Below are 20,352 nucleotides of genomic sequence, written 5' to 3' on the forward strand. Positions count from 1 at the left end.
GGGCTGACAATGCGATAGAAATACATCTACCTGTAATTAATCCCTTCCCATACTATATATACCCAAGCTACTTGAAGATGCATGTTTCAGAGCTCTCACAGCGTTTTTAGTACAAGGCATGTTAATGAAGGAATGTTGGCTCCTTTCAAATTAACATAACGCAGTAATAGAAACGCTGTGAAGCTCCCGAAGGGCAAGGCTAAAAAGCATTTATACTGCGTTATTGATTTTGAAAAGGGATAACCATTATCTTCAATCAATGCCTTGTCTAAATGCTTTTTATTTCTTGCTGAAATCTCGCACCTTCAAGTAGCTTGGGTATACAATACAGTGGATTGATTAATTACTCATTGCTCACCGTTGCGGGGGCAGCGTTGGACTCATCTCTAAGATTCACCAAACTTCCCGTTTAACTTAAGGTTATATTAGAAAAACCAATAAACCTCGAGCACCTAAATTTGTCGCGCACTCTAATCATTTTGTTGTAATAGGTCAAATTTATTTGCTTATAGAGAACGCACGGCATGCATATATATTCACAATATATAAATATATACCCATTAAATTGCCATTTTTTTGCATGAAAAGTGTTAACTTCTAAAATAGTCGTGTATCATATTCGCACTTTTATTTTTTAACTTTTTCATCAACTAGGAAGCGATCTACATGTTTCAACATATGACTGCGTTACCACCAGATCCGTTATTAGGTATTGCTGTAGCATTTCGTGCGGATTCTAACCCTAAAAAGGTAGACTTAGGTGTAGGTGTTTACAAAACTGAAGATGGTAAAACACCAATTTTAACTTCAGTGCAAAAAGCGTTACAAACCTTATTAAATACTGAAGATTCTAAGTCGTACATTCAAGCTCGTGGTAATCAAGCTTTCTTAGATGGTATGGAAAAGCTTGTTTTTGGTGCTGACAATGCATTATTAGCATCTGGTCGTGTAGAAAGTTTACAAGCGCCAGGTGGTACTGGCTCTTTACGTATTGGTTTTGAATTAATCAAACGTGGTAACCCGAATGCAAAAATTTGGGTAAGTTCACCAACTTGGGCAAACCATGTCGCTTTAATTAAAGCAACAGGTTTAGAAGTTGCTGAATATCCTTATTACGACAAAACAAACAATCAGTTAAAAGCTGATGAAATGTTAGAAACTTTGGCGCAATTAGGCCCTAACGACGTTGTGTTATTGCACGGTTGTTGTCATAACCCAACAGGTGAAGATTTAACGCCTGAGTTATGGACTAAGATTTCTGATTTAGCTGTAGAGAAAGGTTTTGTACCTTTTGTTGATATTGCATACCAAGGTTTTGGTGTTGATTTAGAATCAGACGTTGCTGGTGTTCGTGAATTATTAAGCAAAGTTCCAGAAGCATTAATTGCGACTTCTTGTTCTAAAAACTTTGGTTTATACCGTGAACGTACTGGTATTTTAACTAGCGTGAGCGAAAGCCCTGTATTAGCGGGTGCTGCTTTGTCACACATGTTAAATATCGCACGTGAAATTTACTCTATGCCTCCTTCATACGGCGGTGCTGCAGTTGGTATTTTATTAGCTGACGAAGCATTAACTGCTGAATGGAAAGCTGAATTAGCTGATATGTGTGCTCGCATGATCGACTTACGTGCATTGTTAGTAAATAAAATCCATGAGCGTGGTGTTGAAGAAGACTTCAGCTTTATCAATCGTCAAAAAGGTATGTTCACTTTCTTGGGTATTACCCCAGAGCAAGTGCAATCAATTCGTGACGAATACGCAATTTACATGGCTGGTAGTAGCCGTATCAACATTGCAGGTGTTTCATCTAGCAATGTAGATTATTTAGCGGATGCAGTTGCAGCTACTTTGAAAAAGTAAGCGACTCAATTTGTAGCTTAAACTACAAACTGCACCTAAGAAAAACCAGATAGTTTTTAATTATCTGGTTTTTTTGTATCTAAAATTCGGGCACACTTAGCTCATTAATTTTAGCCAACAAAAACAACAAGGATTTTCTGTGCTAAAGATAAAAATTATATTTGTTCTCAGCTTACTCATTTCGGTTACAGCTTGTAGTACGCGTGAGGCGGGCAAACAATTTGCCGGTTCAACCGAACAAAGATTAGTCACATATAGTATTAATCAAATTGCCGAAGATTTTGCCAAAGAGCCATTAGAAGAAATCACCAATCAAACTATCCGCTTGCAAAGTCACTTTGTTATTCAAAATCAAGTTGTGGATTATGCAAACGCGCGTATTCAAAACCAATTAACCGAAACTTTTGGAACTAAGTTTGTAGCCAACGATCAGCTATTTGATACTCCAACCAAATATACGCTAAAACTGTTTTATACATCACTCGGCACAGACAGAGACAGCGCTGGTTTTTCGCTACCAATTATAGATTTAGCTGAACCAGAGCGTAGCACCTCTATTAGCATACTTGCGGTGGATATGTATCATGGCATATCTGAATGCAATTATGTGTTAATCGACACAGAAACCAATCAAGTATTAAAGAAAGGTACACTAAAAGCCCGAGTTAAAACCGATAATTTCACCACACCTATTTTTAGTTTCCCAATATCAGATATAGATTAGTTGAGAAGAAGTATGGACCAATATCAATTTCAACAAGCCTGCTTTTGAACTATTTAGCAAAAGCAAACTCAATAAGTCTTCTCAACGGGACAAGGGCCGAGTTGAAGGCTTTATTTTTGCGGGTCAATCTCTAGGTTTAATCAGCCAACAGCAAGCAAGTGAGATAATGCAGCAAGCCCATTTGCAAGTATTTGGATTAACGATAGAAGAGAAGCAACTAGCAGATAAAAAACGACGCTTAGCTTTAGAGAGTGAAGATGATAGTTATTTCGAAATACCTGCTATTGAGCGAATTAAGCAGTAAGGTGAAACTATGGCTTTTGATAGTGTAAAAGTATATCGCAAAAAGTTATGCCCATACGGCCAACATGCGGTTGACTTGCTACGCAAAAGAAACATTCAATTTGAAGATCATCTATTTGCCAATACCAACGAAGAGCAAGCTTTTAAAATTAATCACCAAGTGCAAACAACACCGCAGATATTTATAGATGGTGAACGTATTGGTGGTTATACAGATTTAGCGCAAAAATTACAGGTTGCGCCGAAAACGACTAGTAACAAATCGACTAGCTATTGGCCAATTGCAACGGTTTTTTCTGTATGTTTGTTAATGGCAATAGCGACACAAACAGAGCTAAGAGGCTTTATGGGCTTTAGCTTGTGTGTGTTAGCTTGTTTAAAAATAATGGATTTGCCAGCCTTTATTAAAGGTTTTGTCCAATACGATTTATTGGCAAAAAAGCAGCCTGTTTATGCAAAAGTTTATCCGCTTGCCGAGCTACTTGTTGGTTTATCTTTATTAGCTAAACAATTACCTATTGTATTTGGCACTATTGCACTCGTAGTTGGTTTTATCGGCGCTATATCTATAGTGAAATCAGTTTATGTAGATAAGTTAAATTTGAATTGCGCATGTGTTGGCGGCAACAGCAAAGTGCCTTTGGGTTTTGTCAGTTTAACCGAAAACCTAGCTATGATTTTTATGGGAGCAATTATGTTGCTGTAGCCTAATAGTGCGCGCATTCTAGACTATGTGTTATAACTATATATAGGTGTAAGTATCGTAAGAAAATGATGGACACATTTAAACCTGCACAAACTTATAATCACAAAACAGCGCAATCAGCTGATAGCACGCTCAATGCTATTACCGATATTATTGCCGAGGGTACATGGGATTGGAATGCCGATACAGGCATAGTAACCAGAAACCCTAGTTGGTATCGAATGCTCGGCTACGATGTAGGAGTATTTAGACCAGATGTTTTTACTTGGGAAAATATTATTCACCCAGATGATCTAACCCGAGTACTAACTCATTTTGAACAATATACCCAAGGTCAAATTAACACCTATCAGATAGAATATCGCTGTAAAAAAGCCGATGGCAGTTACATTTGGATACGCGACCAAGGGAAAGTTATCGAGCGAGATGAAAACGGTGAAGCCACTCGTATGATTGGTGCACATTTAAATATAGACGAAATTAAATGTTTGCAGTCTAAACTGGCAGAAGCCCAAGCCTCTTTACAATTACGAAAACAAAATAAATTAGATGTACTGTATCAGAAAAAATCAGACGAACTGGCCTGTCAAAATAGGTTGTTGGAAGAAAAAGTAAAAGAATTCGAACACATATCTTTAACAGATCCACTAACTGATGTCGGTAATCGTAAATTTTTTGAGTACACTTTAAAAAAAGAATTAGCCCGAGCTGAGCGTTACCATTTTGATATATCGCTGGTGTTATTTGATGTCGACTTCTTCAAACAAGTAAATGATACATATGGACATAGCGAAGGAGACAAAATACTGCAAGTAATAGCTAAAACCGTGTCTGTTAATATTCGCGAAGTAGATACGCTTGCCCGATGGGGTGGTGAAGAATTTGTTGTTATTTTGCCGGAATTAAATGAGCAGCAAGCTTATCAAGTTGCAGAAAAGCTTAGGCAGTTATTAAGCGAAATAGAACATTCTTGCCAAAAATGCGTGACTTGTAGTTTTGGCTTAGTCGTTTATCAAAAAGGGCAAAGCTCTGAGGAGCTATTTGTTTGCGCCGACAAAGCTCTTTATTTGGCTAAACAATCGGGTCGAAATAGGGTAGAGATGTACCAAAGATAGATAGTTCAGTTGTGCAGTTTCTAAACTGCACAACTATATTAAAAGTTTATTTAACGGCTTTTACACCTTCACTTGTTTGAATCACCTTTTTAATTGTACCGTCGTCGTTATAGTACAAATAATCTATAGCCATAGAGCGACGGAAGCTACCACCAGTATTCGGATGTTGCATCATCCCCGTGTGGTAGAAGAAATAAGTTTTACCTTTGTAGTCGATAATGCCTTGGTGAATGGTATTGGAATTTTGTGCTCCTTCTGCGATCAACCCTTGATATTTCCACGGGCCTGTAATGCTTTTAGATGTTGAATAAGCGGTTTTTTCAGGAAAGCCAGTTGCGTACGACAAATAATATGTGTCACCACGTTTGTGGATCCATGGCGCTTCAGTAAAGCCTTTAACTTGCTCATCAGGTACAACGTGAATTGGTCCATCAAACTCAATCATATTGTCTTTTAATTTTGCGTAATAGGCTTTTTGGTTGCCCCAATATAACCAAGCTTGACCGTCGTCATCAATAAATGCTGCTGGGTCAATATCATCCCAGCTAATGTCGGTTGCTTTGGTCATATCATTGGTGACTAAAGCACTGCCACGAGCATCTTTAAATGGCCCTGTTGGGCTATCACTGACTGCAACACCTATGGCTTTACCTTTCACTGTTTTATGGCTGCTGGTGGTATACCAATAAAACTTGCCGTCTTTTTCAATTACATGGCCAGCCCAAGCTGAACCTGACGACCATGAAAAATCTGTTGGTTTAAAAGGTGAACCGTGCGACTTCCAATTGACCATATCGGTAGATGAATACACAAGCCACTCGTGCATTGTGTACCCTTCATCTGGTTTGGCTTCATCACGACCAACATAAACATATACAGTGTCGTTATGTACGATAGGGGCGGGATCAGCTGTGAATTTTTCGGTAATTGCAGGGTTAGCAGCAACAGCCGAAAAAGATAAACTTGCTAGCGCTATTGAGGTTAATAATTTCTTCATTCTTATATCCATTAGATATTACTGTACGCTTGTATGTTAAGGTGAAGAGTTGACTAAGTAAACTTTTTGTAAATTAAATTTCGTAAAAATTATTCCTATCTATAATCAAGCTTACACAAGACGTTGGATATTTTTATGCCGCATTTGCACTCAAAATACATTGCATACAACAGGTTCGGTTATGGGATAAACCCCAACGATAAAAGCAAAATAGCTGATGTACAAAGCTGGTTAACTGCACAGCTTAAGCCCGTAAAGCTAGATGAAACTGTTTGGAATACCGAACTAGCTTACCAATATTACAAAAACTACCGTTTGCAAAAACAAGCAGAAAAAGAAGCGCGTGCGAATAAAAAACAAAATGTAGAGCAGCCCCAAGTAATGGGAATGCAAATGCAAGACGATGGAGATGCGTTAAAAAAGCAATTTAATCGCCAAGCAAAATTAGCCAGCTACTTGTCGGCCAAATATGCAATTGAGACAAACAATGGTTTACAAGCGCAATTGCTCGACTTTTTCTCAAATCATTTCAGCGTCACCACTAATGGGTTTGCCATGCGAGCATTAGCACCATTGTTGGAAATAGAAGCGATTGCGCCACACTTAACCGGCAAGTTTGCTGATTTGTTATTGGCGGTTGAATCACACCCAGCCATGTTGATTTATTTAAATAACGAACAATCTATCGGCCCTGATTCTGCTTATGCAAAAAAGCGTAAAAATAAAGGCCTAAACGAAAACCTAGCGCGCGAAATTCTAGAATTACATACGTTAGGCGTTGATGGTGGTTACAGCCAACAAGATGTTATAGAGCTTGCTAAAGCGATAACAGGTTGGAGTGTTGCAAACCCATTAAAAGAAGATGCACAAGGTTTTGTTTATCGTGATAAATCCCATCAACCCGGTAGTCGCACAGTACTTGGTAAAACATATAAACAAAAAGGCATGGAGCAGGGTAAAGCAATATTGCAAGATTTAGCTAATCATCCATCTTGCATTCATTTTATTTGTACAAAATTAGTAAAGCGCTTTATTGCTGATGAAGCTGACACGGCAATTGTCGAAGAGATGAAAAAAGCTTGGCAGAAAAGCCAAGGTGATATTAAAACTGTGATGGCCGCTCTAATTAATCATCCAAATAGTTGGCAACCAAAACAACAGAAGTTTAAAACACCACGCGAATTTTTAATTTCAAGTTATCGGCTTGGTAATGTGCCGTTTGAAGGTAAATACCAAAAAGCCTTTATTAATATGCTAGAAATGATGGGGCAACAGCCGTTTGCTGCTGGTTCTCCTGCAGGTTATAAAACTGAGCGCAACGCTTGGGATGGGCCGGATGCAATTTTAAATAGGATTGATTGGGCAAATGAATATGCCAAACAAGTTAAACAAGATCCGCTAGCGCTTGCTAAAGCTGCTATGGGGGAAAATTTGTCGGATAAAACCTATTTGTTTCTTAGCCGCGCGGAAAGTCGTCAACAAGCTTTGGCTATGTTGCTAATGAGCCCAGAGTTTCAATTTAAATAGAGGCACAGTTATGAAAAGAAGAGAGTTTTTGCAAGCAACTGGCGCTGGAATTATTTTGTTGACAACATCAACACCAGCCTTATCAAATGACAATAGCAGCAAAAGCAACAAGAAAATTGTTTGGTTGATGTTACGAGGTGCGCTTGATTCATTACACACAGTAGTACCAACATTTGATCCGCATTTAATAGAGCATAGAGCAAATTTAGTTAATCCAATTAAAGATAAATTACTGCCACTTCAACAAGGTTTTGCATTACATCCTGCACTTAGCAATATGCATAACTGGTATCAACAAAAACAAATGTTTGCCGTAGTCGCGGTTGCATCGCCATATCGAGAGCGTTCGCATTTTTCCGCACAAGATTTATTAGAAAGCGGTTTAGATACGATAGATCATGAAAGTGGCTGGTTAGCGCGGGCAATTAAACAAAAAGACGCCAATGGTTTAGCAATAGCACATACAGTGCCATTAAGCTTACGTGGTGACCAAACAAATGTCAGCACTTGGTATCCATCTTATCTACCTGATGCTGAAAGCGATTTATATCAGCGCCTAATGCAATTGCACCAAGGTGATGAAAAGTTCGTATCTAGCCTAGAACAAGGCTTAGCCTTGCGTAATCAAACAAATGACATGCAACAAGACAAAAAAAGCAAAGCAAAATTTATTCAATTAGCTAAACATTGTGGTGAACTATTGGTCAATACCCAAGCAGATTGCGCCATGTTAGAAATGGGCGGTTGGGATACGCATAACAATCAAGTTGGGCGGTTAGACAGACAATTAAAAGAGTTGGATGACGGATTAGCCGCATTAAGAACTGCATTAGCAGCAGAATGGCAAAATACAGTGGTAATAATTGCAACTGAATTTGGCCGCACAGTTAAAGTTAACGGCACTAATGGCACAGATCATGGAACCGCTAGTGCTTTATTAGTAACTGGTGGCGCGGTAAATGGCGGTAAAGTGTTAGGCACATGGCCAGGTTTAGCGCCAGAAAACTTGTATCAAAACAGGGATCTCGCGCCAACAACAGATTCCCGCAGTTGGTTTGCAGCCTTGTTGCATCAACATTGGGGATTAAACGCAGCACAACTTAAACAAGTATTCCCTGATGTTGTACCTGTTAGCCAGAGATTAGTGTAAAACTTAGCAAAATTGTACTTTCATTTGTTAATTAATTTGTTACAGTTCCCATACAATATTATTAAAACAATATAACTGAATTCTATTTTTGGGGGAGTAACAAATAAAATGGGTAAACGTTTAATCCAACTAACCGCAGTTATGGCTGGGGTATTTTTAGCGGTCACTAATGTAACAGCAAAATTGCCAGAAAAAACCGAAGTTTTATCTGTAATGGGTAAAGTTGCTGATTGGCAAATTGAACATTTTCATGATGATATGCAGCGCGAAAACCACTGGGAAAATCGCTTTAATGCATGGACTTATGGTGCTTTGTATATAGGAATGGAAAAATGGGCGAAACTTGCTGATGACGACAAGTATTATCAATTTTTATTAAAAGTATCAGCAGACAACAATTGGGACTTAGGCCCAGGTAAATACCACGCAGACGACCAAACCGTTGGCCAGCTTTATATCGAGTTATATCGCAAATATAAAAAGCCAAACATGCTGGCAAAAACGCTAGAGCGCACTAAATGGATTAAACAAAACCCAAGCCAACAGCCAATGCGCTTAAACAATTACAAATATACCGATAGATGGACTTGGTGTGATGCGTTATTTATGGCACCACCGGTTTGGGCAAAACTTGCCAATATCACCGGCGATAACTCATACCGAGATTGGATGTTTGCTGAGTACGTTGCAACAGTAAATCATTTATACGATAACGACGAAAAACTATTTTATCGTGACGAACACTTCATTGATAAGCGTGATAAAGGCCACAAGATATTTTGGTCACGCGGCAACGGCTGGGTATTTGGTGGTTTAACTCTGATTATTCCAGAATTACCAGAAGGGCCACAAAAAGCCTATTTTACTCAGCTATACAAAGATATGGCGCAAAGCTTAATTAAACTACAAACATCGGCAGGCCATTGGGCTATGAGTTTGCAAGCAGCAGAACTTTACCCAACACCAGAAACCAGCGGCACAGCATTTTTTACTTATGGTTTAGCTTGGGGGGTAAATAATGGTTTATTGGATAAACAAACTTATCTACCTGCAATTGAATTAGCTTGGAATACTTTAGTTAGCCACGTGAGAGAAGATGGTTTACTTGGATATGTTCAACCCGTCGGCGCAGCACCGGGTGAAGCTTGGCCTGACAAAACAGAAGTTTATGGCATTGGTGCGTTTTTATCAGCAGGCAGTGAAGTTTATAAGTTAGCTCAATAGCAACGAAAAAGGCGAAGGAATATGTTAAGACGCGACTTTATTACCGCTGCTTTGGCCGGGGCAACTGCAAGCTCATTTACAATGCCCAGCTCAGCCTTTGCTACGAACAACGAAGTTAAATCAAACACTGTTGACGATTACAACTATTTTTCTAACTTACTACAAAAAATAGTTGAGCCAGTTTTTTATTTAATTGCACACGAAAAACTGCACAAAGAGTTTCCACTTGAAGTAAGCCCAAACGCGGATAATAGAAACAAAAAAGTAGCTTACCTTGAATGTTTTGCTAGGGCTATTTCCGGCGCAGCACCTTGGTTAGCATTACAGGCAGAAGGCTCAGATAAACAGGCGAGGGAGCGTATTTTAGATTACGCGCTGCAAGCTTATGAACATTCTGTAAATCCTAAAAGCGCGGATTATCTAAACTGGGAAATAGCTGAAGGGCAGTTGTTGGTAGATTCATCCTATTACACCCAAGCTATGTTGCGCGCGCCCGTATTGTGGCAACAACAATCGAAACAAACTCAGCAGCGCATAGTTGAAAAAATCAAAGCGCTGAGAACTGTAACACCACCATATACCAACTGGCTTTTATTCGCGGCAATGAACGAAGCGTTTTTGCTGCAAGTTGGCGAGCAACACGATCCAATAAGATTAGACTTAGCCATCAGAAAATTCTCAGAATGGTATGTGGGTGATGGCTGGTATGGCGACGGTGAGCATTTTGCTTTTGATTATTATAACTCGTACGTTATCCACCCAATGTTATTGGATATTTTGAAAGTAATGGCCGAGCAGAAAGTTTATTTTTGGCGAGATAAAATAGACAAACTGCACGCAACCGAGCTAAAACGCAGTCAAAGATTTTGTGAACATCTTGAGCGATTAATTTCACCAACCGGGACTTATCCGCCAATAGGCCGCTCGTTAACATACCGCACAACTGCTTTTCAGCCTTTGTCGCAACTCGCGTTACAAAAACAGCTACCCGATAGTTTGCAACAAGGCACTGTACGTTCGGCTTTACGCGCCGTTCACCAAGCTATATTTGATAACCCAACAAATTTTAAAGATGGATTTTTGCAAATAGGTTTTGCGGGCGCAAATCCCGCATTAGGCGACTGGTATTCAAACAACGGCAGCATGTATATAACCACCAACAGTTTTTTACACCTAGGCTTGCCACAAAACGATCCGTTTTGGACAGAACCTGCAAAACCTTGGACACAAAAATTAGCCTTTAGTGGCCAAGCATTTAAAAAAGATTATCCAGTTGATTATTGATTGCTTTAAGTTGGTGAAGGGAATGTTTTCAATTACAATAATCGGCAACTGCTGATTATTGTAATATTCCATGAAATTTTTAGACCCGTTAGATAACGACTTAAAAGAAAGCTTATTAAATAGGCTAATTGTTACCTGGACACATGACTCAACAGCTATCGAAGGCAATACCTTAACACTTGGCGAAACACATCATATTTTAACCAATGGCATTACCATTTCAGGCCATTCGTTAAAAGAGCATAACGAAGTTGTTGGTCATGCTGATGCGTTAAAATGGATATTTAAGAATATCAATAATCAAGTTACCCATGACAGCATCAAAGCGCTGCACAAGATTGTTATGGTTAAACCAGAATTTGATATTATGAAACCATTTGGTGATTACAAAAGTGATCCAAATGGCACATATCAAGTTATCGATGGTAAACACGTCTATATAGAATATTCAGCGCCATTTGATACTCAATATTTGATGACTCAATTGATTGAGCAATTAAATCAAACAGATGATTTATCTATCGAGCAAGCAACAAAACAGTATGCAAAAATCCACGCAGTATTTACCCAAATACACCCGTTTTATGATGGCAATGGTCGAATCGCTCGAATTGTTGCCAACATTCCATTATTGAAAAACGGTTTTCCGCCAATTCTAATTACCAATAATAAACGCCAACAATATATAGATGCATTGGCACAATTCAGTTTAAAAGTAGGCAGGTTAAATAAAGGCACAGGTGCATTTAGTAAAGACGAATCTGTGTATGCCGAGTTAGAGGAATTTGCGAATACTTGTTATGCAACAACCAAAGAAATCATTGACGAAGTATACCAAGTGCAATCCAAGAGGTAATACTAGTCTTTACTTAATTTAACATAATATACATTATCGGTTGTTTTGTATTTGGTATATACTACAGCTATTTTTGAATGCTGTTACTGGTATACTCAAAACATACTGATGATTAATAAAAACAATAATGAATTTAAGGACTTTACATGGCCTCTCAACTCAAGCGCTGTTTATTAAAACAAAATTTTGTCGTTAGCTGTGCATGTGTGTGCACTATGCTTTTTAGCCAACTTGCTAATGCACAGCCAACAAAACAAGCTGACATTTATTTGCAAGATAACCTTGTCGATATTCAGCAACCAAACTCAGGTTTACCGCAACTTGATGCGGTTGAACATTTTACTGTGTTCAACGCTCAAGAAAACTTAGCCCAGTATAATCATGGTGCCGTGTTGTTTGTTTTTAACGAGCGTTTATACGCTCAATGGCAAAGCTCAATTGAAGATGAAGATTCACCAGAAACTAAAGTTTTATTCAGCTCATCTTTAGATGGCAAAACTTGGACTGAGCCGCAAGTTTTAGCTGAATCAACTAAAGATATACTCATAACTAACGCTGGTTGGTGGTTAGATAATAATGAGCTGATCGCATTTTTAAATTATTGGCCTTACAAACTAAAACCTAAAGGTGGATTCACGTATTTTGTTCGTTCAAAAAATGGCGTTGATTGGTCAGCCGCAAAAGCTGTTACAGATTATCAAGGCGAACCTTTAGCTGGTATTTTTGAACAAGATTTACGTCATGTATCCAACAAACGTATTTTAACCGCGCTGCATAAACAACCTGGTTTATTAACAACACCTATCTATACAGATGATCCATCAGCAACCACAGGTTGGCATTATGGTGAGTTAAATATGCCAAATGTTAAACCGCATGTTAGCCAAGGTATTGAACCAAGCTGGTTTGCAACAAATAATGGCAAAAATGTCACTATGATTTTTCGCGACCAAGCCAGTAGCTTTCGTATTTTGACATCAAGCAGCGATGATTTGGGGCGCACTTGGTCGGATGTTAAAAGCAGTAATTTTATTGACTCTAGAGCTAAATTAAGTGCTGGTAATTTACCGGATGGACGCGCTTTTATTATCAATAACGCATCAGGCTCTAAACAAAGATTTCCGTTAAATATTGCCATCAGCCAAGACGGTTATCTATTTGATAAAATGTACATTATCCGTGGTCAAGAAGCATTACCCGCACAAAAATACCCTGGAAAATATAAACGAGCTGGTTTTAGTTACCCAAAAAGCATTGTTTGGAACAACGCAATTTGGGTCGGTTATGCGGTAAATAAAGAAGATATTGCTGTTTCAAAGGTCTCTATTCCAACTTTGTAATCATTGAATATTTAGCTTTAAACAGCTTGTTTTTGTAAAAACCGATTGAGGGTTTGAGTAAATATTTTAACGTCAATCGGTTTTGATATATGTGCATCCATCCCCGACTGAATCGCTTCTTCGACATCTTTTGGCATGGCCGCTGCTGTCATGGCAATAATTGGAATATCTTTACCATTGTTGATTTTTCGAATGTGGCTGGTGGCTTCAAACCCATCCATCTCAGGCATTTGTAAATCCATTAAAATAAGATCAAATTTTTCACTTTGCTGCTCGAACAATTCAACGCCCTCTCGGCCATTGTTTGCTATGCTCGAAGTTATACCAAACTTATTCAACAGTTCGACAGCAACAAGTTGATTAATCTCATTATCTTCAACCAATAAAATATGTTTGTCGCTGAATTGTGGAATTGAATCCCAAATACCTTTAGTGCTTTCAGTATCTGGTACCAATTCAGTTAATTCGTTTTGCAAGTCTACTAGTACATCATGTAAGTGAGACGCAAAAATTGGTTTTTCAATAACGGCGTCAATTGCAACATTTTGTGCATGTTGCACTACATGGTCTTTGCCGTGCGCAGTAACCATAATAACTATGCATTGATGACGTGAGGTGATTTCTTCAACTCTTTTTCTAATATTGCTAGTAAGTTCAATGCCATCCATTTCTGGCATTTTCCAGTCAATGATTAATAACTCGTATGGATCTTTGTTTTCTGCGGCATCTATTATTTTATCTAGCGCTTCTAATGGTGATGCGGTTAATTCGACTTTAAATTTCCATGAATTTAAGATCCCTTCAATAATTGCAAGGGTTTCTAAGTTGTCATCAACCACCAAAGTTTTTAGTTGTTTTGACAATCCACGTTTTGTATTTTGTTTTTTGTTAGCTCGCTTAACTGGAATGCTAAATGTAAAGGTGCTGCCGTGATTAGGTTCACTGCTCACCCCTATTTCACCGCCCATTAAATCAATCAATCTTTTACTTATAGTTAAACCCAAACCTGTGCCACCAAATCTACGTGTGATAGATTGGTCAGCCTGAGAAAATGGTTGAAATAACCTTGCCGTTTGTTCCTGGGTCATACCTATACCAGTATCTTTAACAGCAAAAGTTAACCAAACAGAGTCTTGGTAATGTTTTTGGGTTACTTGTACCGAGACTAAGCCGTTGTCAGTAAATTTAATCGCGTTGCCGACTAAATTATTTAAAATTTGGTTTAACCTTAAAGCATCCCCACGATAAAATTGGCTGATGCCCGGCTCTATTTCAAAGTTAAGCTCATTATTTTTGTCTTCAGCCCGCACGCTGAGAATGCCAGCCGTGCTGCTTAATAAACGTTCAAGGTCAAAATCTTCTTCAACAACATTTAGTTTGCCCGCTTCAATTTTGGAATAATCTAGAATGTCATTGATAATATTAAGTAACGCCTTAGATGAATCTTCTACTTTTTGTAGATGCTCACGCACTTTGTTTTCAATCGGCATAGACAAAACAAGCTGGGTTAAGCCGATAATGCCATTCATTGGCGTGCGAATTTCGTGGCTCATATTGGCTAAAAAATCACTTTTAGCTTGGTTGGCGGCATCTGCTTTTTCTTTTAACACAATTAATCTGTGTTCCATTTCCTTTTGCGCGGTTACATCTAAGTTGGTGCCTATAACATTGACGGCTTTGCCGCTGTTGTCACGCTCAATCACACCATTGGCTGAAATGTATTTAATTGTACCGTCGGAAAGTTTTAATCTGAATTCTGACTGCCAGCTATGCGCGTTGGATTTTATTGCTGATTTTAAGCCAGTTATCGCCTGTTCTGCATCTTCTGGGTGAAGCGCTTTTTGCCACACTTGATACATGTCTTTATCTAGAGTTGATTGTTCAGCGACACCATAAATTCTGCGCAGCTGCTGATCCCATACTTGCGTATTTTCTTTTAGATTCCACTCCCACACACCTAATTTGACAATTTTAGCGGCCAATTCTAGTTTACTAACCGACTGTGATAACAAAGTTTTTTGCAGCTCTAAACTTTTTGCTCTTTCTATGGCTATCTGCCACATGCGGATTGCCGCGACGATTGCAAAACTTAAGACAATACCAAAAAGTAACACGATTTCCGCCAAGCCAGTTTTTAAGCTGCTAATCAGCGCCTTATGTGGCGTAACTTCAATTTGCCACCCAATTTCTTTTAGATTAGTCGATTGTTTCCATTGTTTAATAAACACTGGGTTATCAATATTACTTTGAGCGTAAACCGTTTTTTGTTGGTCTTTAACGTCTAAATGATAGCCCAAACTTTGCTGCTGTTTTTTGCTAGATAAAAACTGCTTGGTCGGCTCTATTGTTACAACTAGATATTCAACTGAAATTAGCTGAGAGTTTATCGGTGTTATGTAATGTAATAGCGGACTTAAATCACTTGTTTGATTTAACGAAAAATACCGACCTGACATGGCACGACTTGAAAAGTCTTGCTGCTTTAGTTGATGAGCAACAACATATTCAAACTCTTTGTCTAAGTTATCACGAGCGTAAATTTGGCTTATTGTGTTGTTTTCCACCAAGGAAATAGCAACGAAGCTAACGTGATCATTCAAGTAATTATTAATATCAACCTTTAACAATTGGTTATCAGTGCGTTCCATTATAGCCATGCGTTCGGCTAATCTATCGACTGCTTGTCTGTTTAAGCTTAATTGTGTGTCAATACGTTCTGCTAAGTTAAGTAGGTTGTACTCGATAGCAGCTTGGATGTTTTTAGTTTCTCGCGCAACTAAGGTTTGCCACAAAATAAGCACTATAGTGACAAGGCCGACAGTCGCTGCTGCTGAAATCCAATCTTTGGTCGTTACTTGCTCTTTGTATTTATTAAAAACCAATAGCGTTAAACTTGCACCGATAAAAATAAAACCTATAGATGTGTGCACTGCCATCCGTGTGTAGTGACCCCAACCATAAGTTGTTTCTAATGCGGTAAAATAACCAACCAAGGCAATTACACCTAACGCTATCACTAAGGTGCTAAATATAAAACAGCTTAATATGCCAACCGTAGTTAAATTAGCTTTCTTCATTACCGTAGTTAGGGTAAAGCCAGCCATACAAAAACAAATAGCTGTATTAGGCGCCATTCTGCCTGGATGGGAAGTTTTAGTAGTGACGTAATGTTCCATCAATAATTGGTCAATACCAAAATTAATTCCAAACAAATATTGGATTAGGGTTAACCCACCAACCAAGGCAACGAACAATGAAAGCGGATAAACTATTTTTGGCGAATTGTGCCAAGTTAATGCTATACCTGCGATAAAAAAGCCTAACGCGGCGTTATATTGCATTGGGGCAAAATGGGGCAGAACTTGAATAAGTGCTTGATGATGTGTGTACCAACCAATAAGAACAGTTAATCCAAGTAAAAAAGATAAAACGCCTAGTATTCTTGCACACTTGCTTAAGTTAAAACTTAACATATTGACCATTATTCCTTGGTGCTTTGCGGGACTATATCAGCTTAGCCTAACTGATAAAGGAATAATTAAACAATAGCTTATATTTAAAATTTGTCGCCATTAATTCATGGCGACAAATTTAACTTTTAATAGCGGCTGATTCTTAGGTAATCAAAATCAACATATTGTTCTGAACTGGCGCTGCCATTGGTTGTTACGGCAAATATCCCAACTTTAGCGCCAACCCAACGGCCTTCTTTAGCTTGGAAATGTTCGCCAATAATGCGATACCTTGGCATATCTGGTGTTTTATAGCTAAATATAGCGTGTGCACCAGGCTGAACTATTACTCTTAGAAGAATGATTTTACTGTTTAGTGACTCAACTAATTTTTCTTGTTGTTTTTCATCACAACCTTTACGCGCACCATGACATTGCATTATCACGATATCATGACCATCTTGATCATTTGGTGATAAACCAATCCATGCATAATCTTCACCAAATATGGTTAAACCTGTTTGCACGTTTTGCATATTGTCGGAAACGGTAAACTTAGCAATAGCTTGGAAAGCCTCGGCCGGTAGTTTTTGTACTAATAAATTAGGTGTCATCCATAAGTTATCACCTGTAGTTGGTACTTTTGGCTGGGCGTACAAACGCAAATGTTCTGGTTTGGCACTTAAGCTATACCAAGATTCATGTGGGTTGGCGTTCCACTGCCACTGCAATGCTAAAGTATCTTGGTTAAATTCATCCGAAATATTTAGCTTTTTTTCGCCTGTATAATTTGCCGTTTTTGGCCGTATATGACGGCTCACAGGATTGCCAATACCGTCGCCATCATCGTCTATGCCAATAACTGGCCAGCCATTTTTCCATTGCATTGGTTGTAAATGCACAATTCGGCCATAAGCTTTTTTAGCTTGAAAGTGAATAAACCAATCTTCAGCTAAATCTGTGTGGATCCACGAACCTTGATGCGGCCCATTTGTTAAGCTATCGCCCTGCTCCATCACCACTTTGCCTTGGTAAGGGCCTTGAATGTCTTGTGCTCTAAATACTGTCTGCCAACCCAAATCGACCCCGCCAGCCGGGGCAAATATGTAATAAAAGCCATTGCGTTTATAAAATTTAGGCCCTTCAATTGTGCGGTAGTTTTTAAAGTTTGCACCATCAACTATGTTGGTATATTCGTCTGAAACTTGCATCGCATCAGCCGACATTTCTCTCAGGCTCAAAACATTATTAAAGCCAGCACGGCTTTTGGCCCATGCATGTAGCAAGTAAGCTTTGCCATCGTCATCCCATAAAGGTGTTGGGTCGATAATGCCTTTGCCGGCCAATATGAGTTTGGGTTCTGACCAAGCTTTTGCCGGATCAGTTGTGGTAGTTACATAAATACCAAAATCAGGATCTGGGTAAAAAATCCAAAATTTACCGTCGTGATAACGAATATTCGGTGCCCACACGCCTTCACCATGGCGCGGGGTCGCAAAATGATTTTGTGGTACTTGTTTAGGCAAGGCGTAGTTTATCAACTGCCAGTTAACTAAATCTGTTGAATGTAAAATAGGTAAACCCGGTGCAGCATTAAAGCTCGAAGCTGTCATGTAATAATTGCCGTTAACAGCTACAACATCGGGGTCGGAATAATCAACGTGAATAATTGGATTTTGGTAATACTGTTCATTTTCGTCAACAAGAACATTCGGCGTAGGCTGTATACTTGTTGGATCCTCTTCTGTCGTTTTTGAACATGAAGTTATTGTGGTTAACGCAACAGCTGTTAATGCGAACTTCATTATGTTTGTTATTTTCATTTGTTGTAACTGCCCTATTAATGTTTTAACGCTTGTTGTCTTTCTTCTATCAATAAACTAGCTAGAATAAATGGGCCAACCGCTTTTGGATCGTCCGCTCTTACTGGCTCGCTAATGTAGTATTCGTAACTGCCATCTCGATATGGATTACCACCTAACCCAGCGACAGCGCACACTTGATTGATACTGATATGATTAAATTCATTAGTAGAAATAAGCTGGTCTATTACCCCTTGATAAGCTTTTAAACCTATAGGCAATAAGTCTTTGGTTAAATCATGCATTTTGTGCGCTTTTAATATGGCGTATGCCAGCATAATGCTGCCAGAGGCTTCCAAATAATTGTCTTTCGCATAAGGTGCCTCAACAACTTGATACCAGAGACCGGTTGGATGCTGAAACTTTGCCATTTGTGTAACCAAGTTATTAAAGCGACTTGCGAGCCATTTTCTTTGCGAAGATTGCTGTGGCAAAAACTCTAATACATCAACCATAGCCATAGCATACCAACCAATAGCACGTGACCAATGGTGTTTAGATTGTCCTGTTTTTTTATCTGCCCAATGCTGTGTTTTAGACTCATCCCAACCATGCACTGGCAAACCGGTATCCTTGCGATATAGGTGTTTTTTTATTTGTTCAAATTGCAAAATAACATCGTCGTATACTTTGGGCTGCTCATACAAATGTATGTATTGCGCATAAAATGGTGCGCCCATATACAAACCATCTAACCACATTTGTGAGGTATACCTCTGCTTGTGCCAAAAGCCACCTTCTGTTGTTCTTGGGTGATCGCGTAATTGTTGACGTAAGGTATCCGCAGCTATTTTGTATTTGACTTGACCAGTTTGTTGATACATAAAAAATAACAACTTACCTGGATTTATCATATCAATGTTGTATTTATGAATGTCGTAAGTGGCAATGTCACCTTGTTCATTTATCAAAGTATCGACATAGTTTTGAATGTATTCGAAGTATTCAGCTTTAGCGGTTTTTTCATATAGTTTGGCCATAGATAGCAGCACCAAACCATGGGTATATGTCCATCTTGGGTAGTCGCGCCAATCAATCGACCAAGCTTGTGGGTTGCGTTGCATTTCAGATTGAGCCATACGCTCAGACATAGGCAGTAAATTATCTAAAACCTGTTTGTTGCTCGCATAACTCTGCGTTGAAAACATAAGTACAATAGACAATACACAAGCTTGCTTAAGTTTACTCAACGACATAGTTCTCTCCTATTAATGGCAAAACATTCAACACCAACTGCCACCGGTAGCATTTATTTTGATAATTTATATGAGCAACAAAACATTAACAATACGATATTTGATAAATAGATTATGAAAATTTGTTTTTGATAATACCCATTGGCAATAAAACCCTTTTGATGGTGTTGTATGTGCGCTAAAGTCAGATTGCCCTTCGTGATTGCCAAGCCCATTAACATAAAACGCGTTGCTGCAGACTGAGATCAAGGCGTTAAAACCGATAAACTTGTGCAAAACAGAAAGATGGTTGTGATGCTTCCTATGCTCTGAGATAAGGTTTATGGGAAGCGCTATGGGCTAGCGTTAACTGTTTATGCCATAGTCTCTTGTTATATGGCATTTACTCAAACAATACAGTAGGTTGCTCTGTATTTAGAATGTTGACACATTCATTACTACCTTTAACCAAGAATTCTGTAAGCCCATTTATATTTCTAGAGCTGTAGAGGCCATTTTGAGATAATTCTTTTTCAATCCAGCCTCCTGTTTTTATTTCTAAAAGCCAGTTATTTGTGATTTCTTGTTCATGCCAATATTCCTTTAAGTCACCTTCATCTAAACACTTAAAGGCAATAGGAGTATTAAAAATTACTTTTGCTTTCTTATCGGGTAGAGAAATTATTATTACCAGCTCATCAAGATTATACGAAAGAGATTCAATAAAATTGCTAATGCCTGATTGAATTATCGAAACTTCCACATAGCCTCCGA

16 protein-coding genes are annotated in these 20,352 nt (G+C 38.6%); 11 read left to right on the forward strand and 5 right to left on the reverse strand.

Features of this window, described 5'->3' with window-relative positions; all coding sequences use genetic code 11:
• Positions 1 to 666: 666 nt before the first annotated feature.
• The 5 genes from ACMZOO_RS00690 (at position 667) to ACMZOO_RS00710 (ending at position 4,711) form a co-directional block, all read left to right on the forward strand.
• Positions 667 to 1,863, forward strand: a complete 1,197-nt coding sequence (locus tag ACMZOO_RS00690; RefSeq protein ID WP_440904765.1) for an amino acid aminotransferase — start codon at positions 667 to 669, stop codon at positions 1,861 to 1,863.
• Positions 1,864 to 2,002: 139 nt separating this feature from the next.
• Positions 2,003 to 2,587: a hypothetical protein gene (locus ACMZOO_RS00695; protein WP_440904767.1), complete on the forward strand. Its 585-nt coding sequence runs from the start codon at positions 2,003 to 2,005 to the stop codon at positions 2,585 to 2,587.
• Between the two features lie 166 nt (positions 2,588 to 2,753).
• On the forward strand, positions 2,754 to 2,891 hold the full coding sequence (locus ACMZOO_RS00700; RefSeq protein WP_440904768.1) for a hypothetical protein: 138 nt from the start codon (positions 2,754 to 2,756) through the stop codon (positions 2,889 to 2,891).
• Between the two features lie 9 nt (positions 2,892 to 2,900).
• The gene (locus tag ACMZOO_RS00705; protein ID WP_440904769.1) at positions 2,901 to 3,596 is read left to right on the forward strand and encodes a MauE/DoxX family redox-associated membrane protein; all 696 of its coding nucleotides are present in this window, start codon (positions 2,901 to 2,903) and stop codon (positions 3,594 to 3,596) included.
• A gap of 65 nt (positions 3,597 to 3,661) precedes the next feature.
• Positions 3,662 to 4,711 carry a sensor domain-containing diguanylate cyclase gene (locus ACMZOO_RS00710; protein ID WP_440904771.1) on the forward strand — a complete coding sequence of 350 codons (1,050 nt, stop codon included), beginning with the start codon at positions 3,662 to 3,664 and terminating at the stop codon, positions 4,709 to 4,711.
• Between the two features lie 46 nt (positions 4,712 to 4,757).
• Here ACMZOO_RS00710 and ACMZOO_RS00715 read toward each other — a convergent pair whose 3' ends face one another.
• Entirely contained in the window at positions 4,758 to 5,708 is a 951-nt protein-coding gene (locus tag ACMZOO_RS00715) for a glycoside hydrolase family 43 protein (protein ID WP_440904772.1), read from the reverse strand.
• Positions 5,709 to 5,843: 135 nt separating this feature from the next.
• Between ACMZOO_RS00715 and ACMZOO_RS00720 the strand changes: the two genes are divergently transcribed.
• The 6 genes from ACMZOO_RS00720 to ACMZOO_RS00745 all read left to right on the forward strand — a co-directional run bounded on the left by ACMZOO_RS00720 (position 5,844) and on the right by ACMZOO_RS00745 (position 13,089).
• Entirely contained in the window at positions 5,844 to 7,235 is a 1,392-nt protein-coding gene (locus ACMZOO_RS00720) for a DUF1800 domain-containing protein (RefSeq protein ID WP_440904774.1), read from the forward strand.
• 10 nt (positions 7,236 to 7,245) lie between these two features.
• Complete coding sequence (locus ACMZOO_RS00725) at positions 7,246 to 8,385, forward strand: DUF1501 domain-containing protein (protein WP_440904775.1); 1,140 nt, start codon at positions 7,246 to 7,248, stop codon at positions 8,383 to 8,385.
• 108 nt (positions 8,386 to 8,493) lie between these two features.
• Positions 8,494 to 9,609, forward strand: a complete 1,116-nt coding sequence (locus ACMZOO_RS00730; protein WP_440904777.1) for a glycoside hydrolase family 88/105 protein — start codon at positions 8,494 to 8,496, stop codon at positions 9,607 to 9,609.
• A gap of 21 nt (positions 9,610 to 9,630) precedes the next feature.
• Entirely contained in the window at positions 9,631 to 10,893 is a 1,263-nt protein-coding gene (locus ACMZOO_RS00735; protein WP_440904779.1) for a DUF2264 domain-containing protein, read from the forward strand.
• Positions 10,894 to 10,963: 70 nt separating this feature from the next.
• A complete protein-coding gene (locus tag ACMZOO_RS00740; protein WP_440904780.1) occupies positions 10,964 to 11,749 on the forward strand; it encodes a Fic family protein in 786 nt (261 codons plus the stop codon).
• A gap of 146 nt (positions 11,750 to 11,895) precedes the next feature.
• Positions 11,896 to 13,089 carry an exo-alpha-sialidase gene (locus tag ACMZOO_RS00745; protein ID WP_440904781.1) on the forward strand — a complete coding sequence of 398 codons (1,194 nt, stop codon included), beginning with the start codon at positions 11,896 to 11,898 and terminating at the stop codon, positions 13,087 to 13,089.
• 17 nt (positions 13,090 to 13,106) lie between these two features.
• On the opposite strand, the gene ACMZOO_RS00750 is transcribed toward ACMZOO_RS00745, so the two are convergent.
• From ACMZOO_RS00750 to ACMZOO_RS00765, 4 genes are all read right to left on the reverse strand, one after another.
• Positions 13,107 to 16,562, reverse strand: a complete 3,456-nt coding sequence (locus tag ACMZOO_RS00750; protein ID WP_440904783.1) for a response regulator — start codon at positions 16,560 to 16,562, stop codon at positions 13,107 to 13,109.
• 125 nt (positions 16,563 to 16,687) lie between these two features.
• Positions 16,688 to 18,346 carry a glycoside hydrolase family 43 protein gene (locus ACMZOO_RS00755; protein WP_440904784.1) on the reverse strand — a complete coding sequence of 553 codons (1,659 nt, stop codon included), beginning with the start codon at positions 18,344 to 18,346 and terminating at the stop codon, positions 16,688 to 16,690.
• Positions 18,347 to 18,381: 35 nt separating this feature from the next.
• Positions 18,382 to 19,599: a glycoside hydrolase family 88/105 protein gene (locus tag ACMZOO_RS00760; RefSeq protein WP_440904786.1), complete on the reverse strand. Its 1,218-nt coding sequence runs from the start codon at positions 19,597 to 19,599 to the stop codon at positions 18,382 to 18,384.
• A gap of 382 nt (positions 19,600 to 19,981) precedes the next feature.
• Positions 19,982 to 20,341, reverse strand: coding sequence for a hypothetical protein (locus ACMZOO_RS00765; protein WP_440904788.1), 360 nt, complete (start codon positions 20,339 to 20,341; stop codon positions 19,982 to 19,984).
• Between the last annotated feature and the right edge of the window lie 11 nt (positions 20,342 to 20,352).

It is taken from the genome of Catenovulum sp. SX2 (genome assembly GCF_052056295.1).
Taxonomy (GTDB): domain Bacteria; phylum Pseudomonadota; class Gammaproteobacteria; order Enterobacterales; family Alteromonadaceae; genus Catenovulum.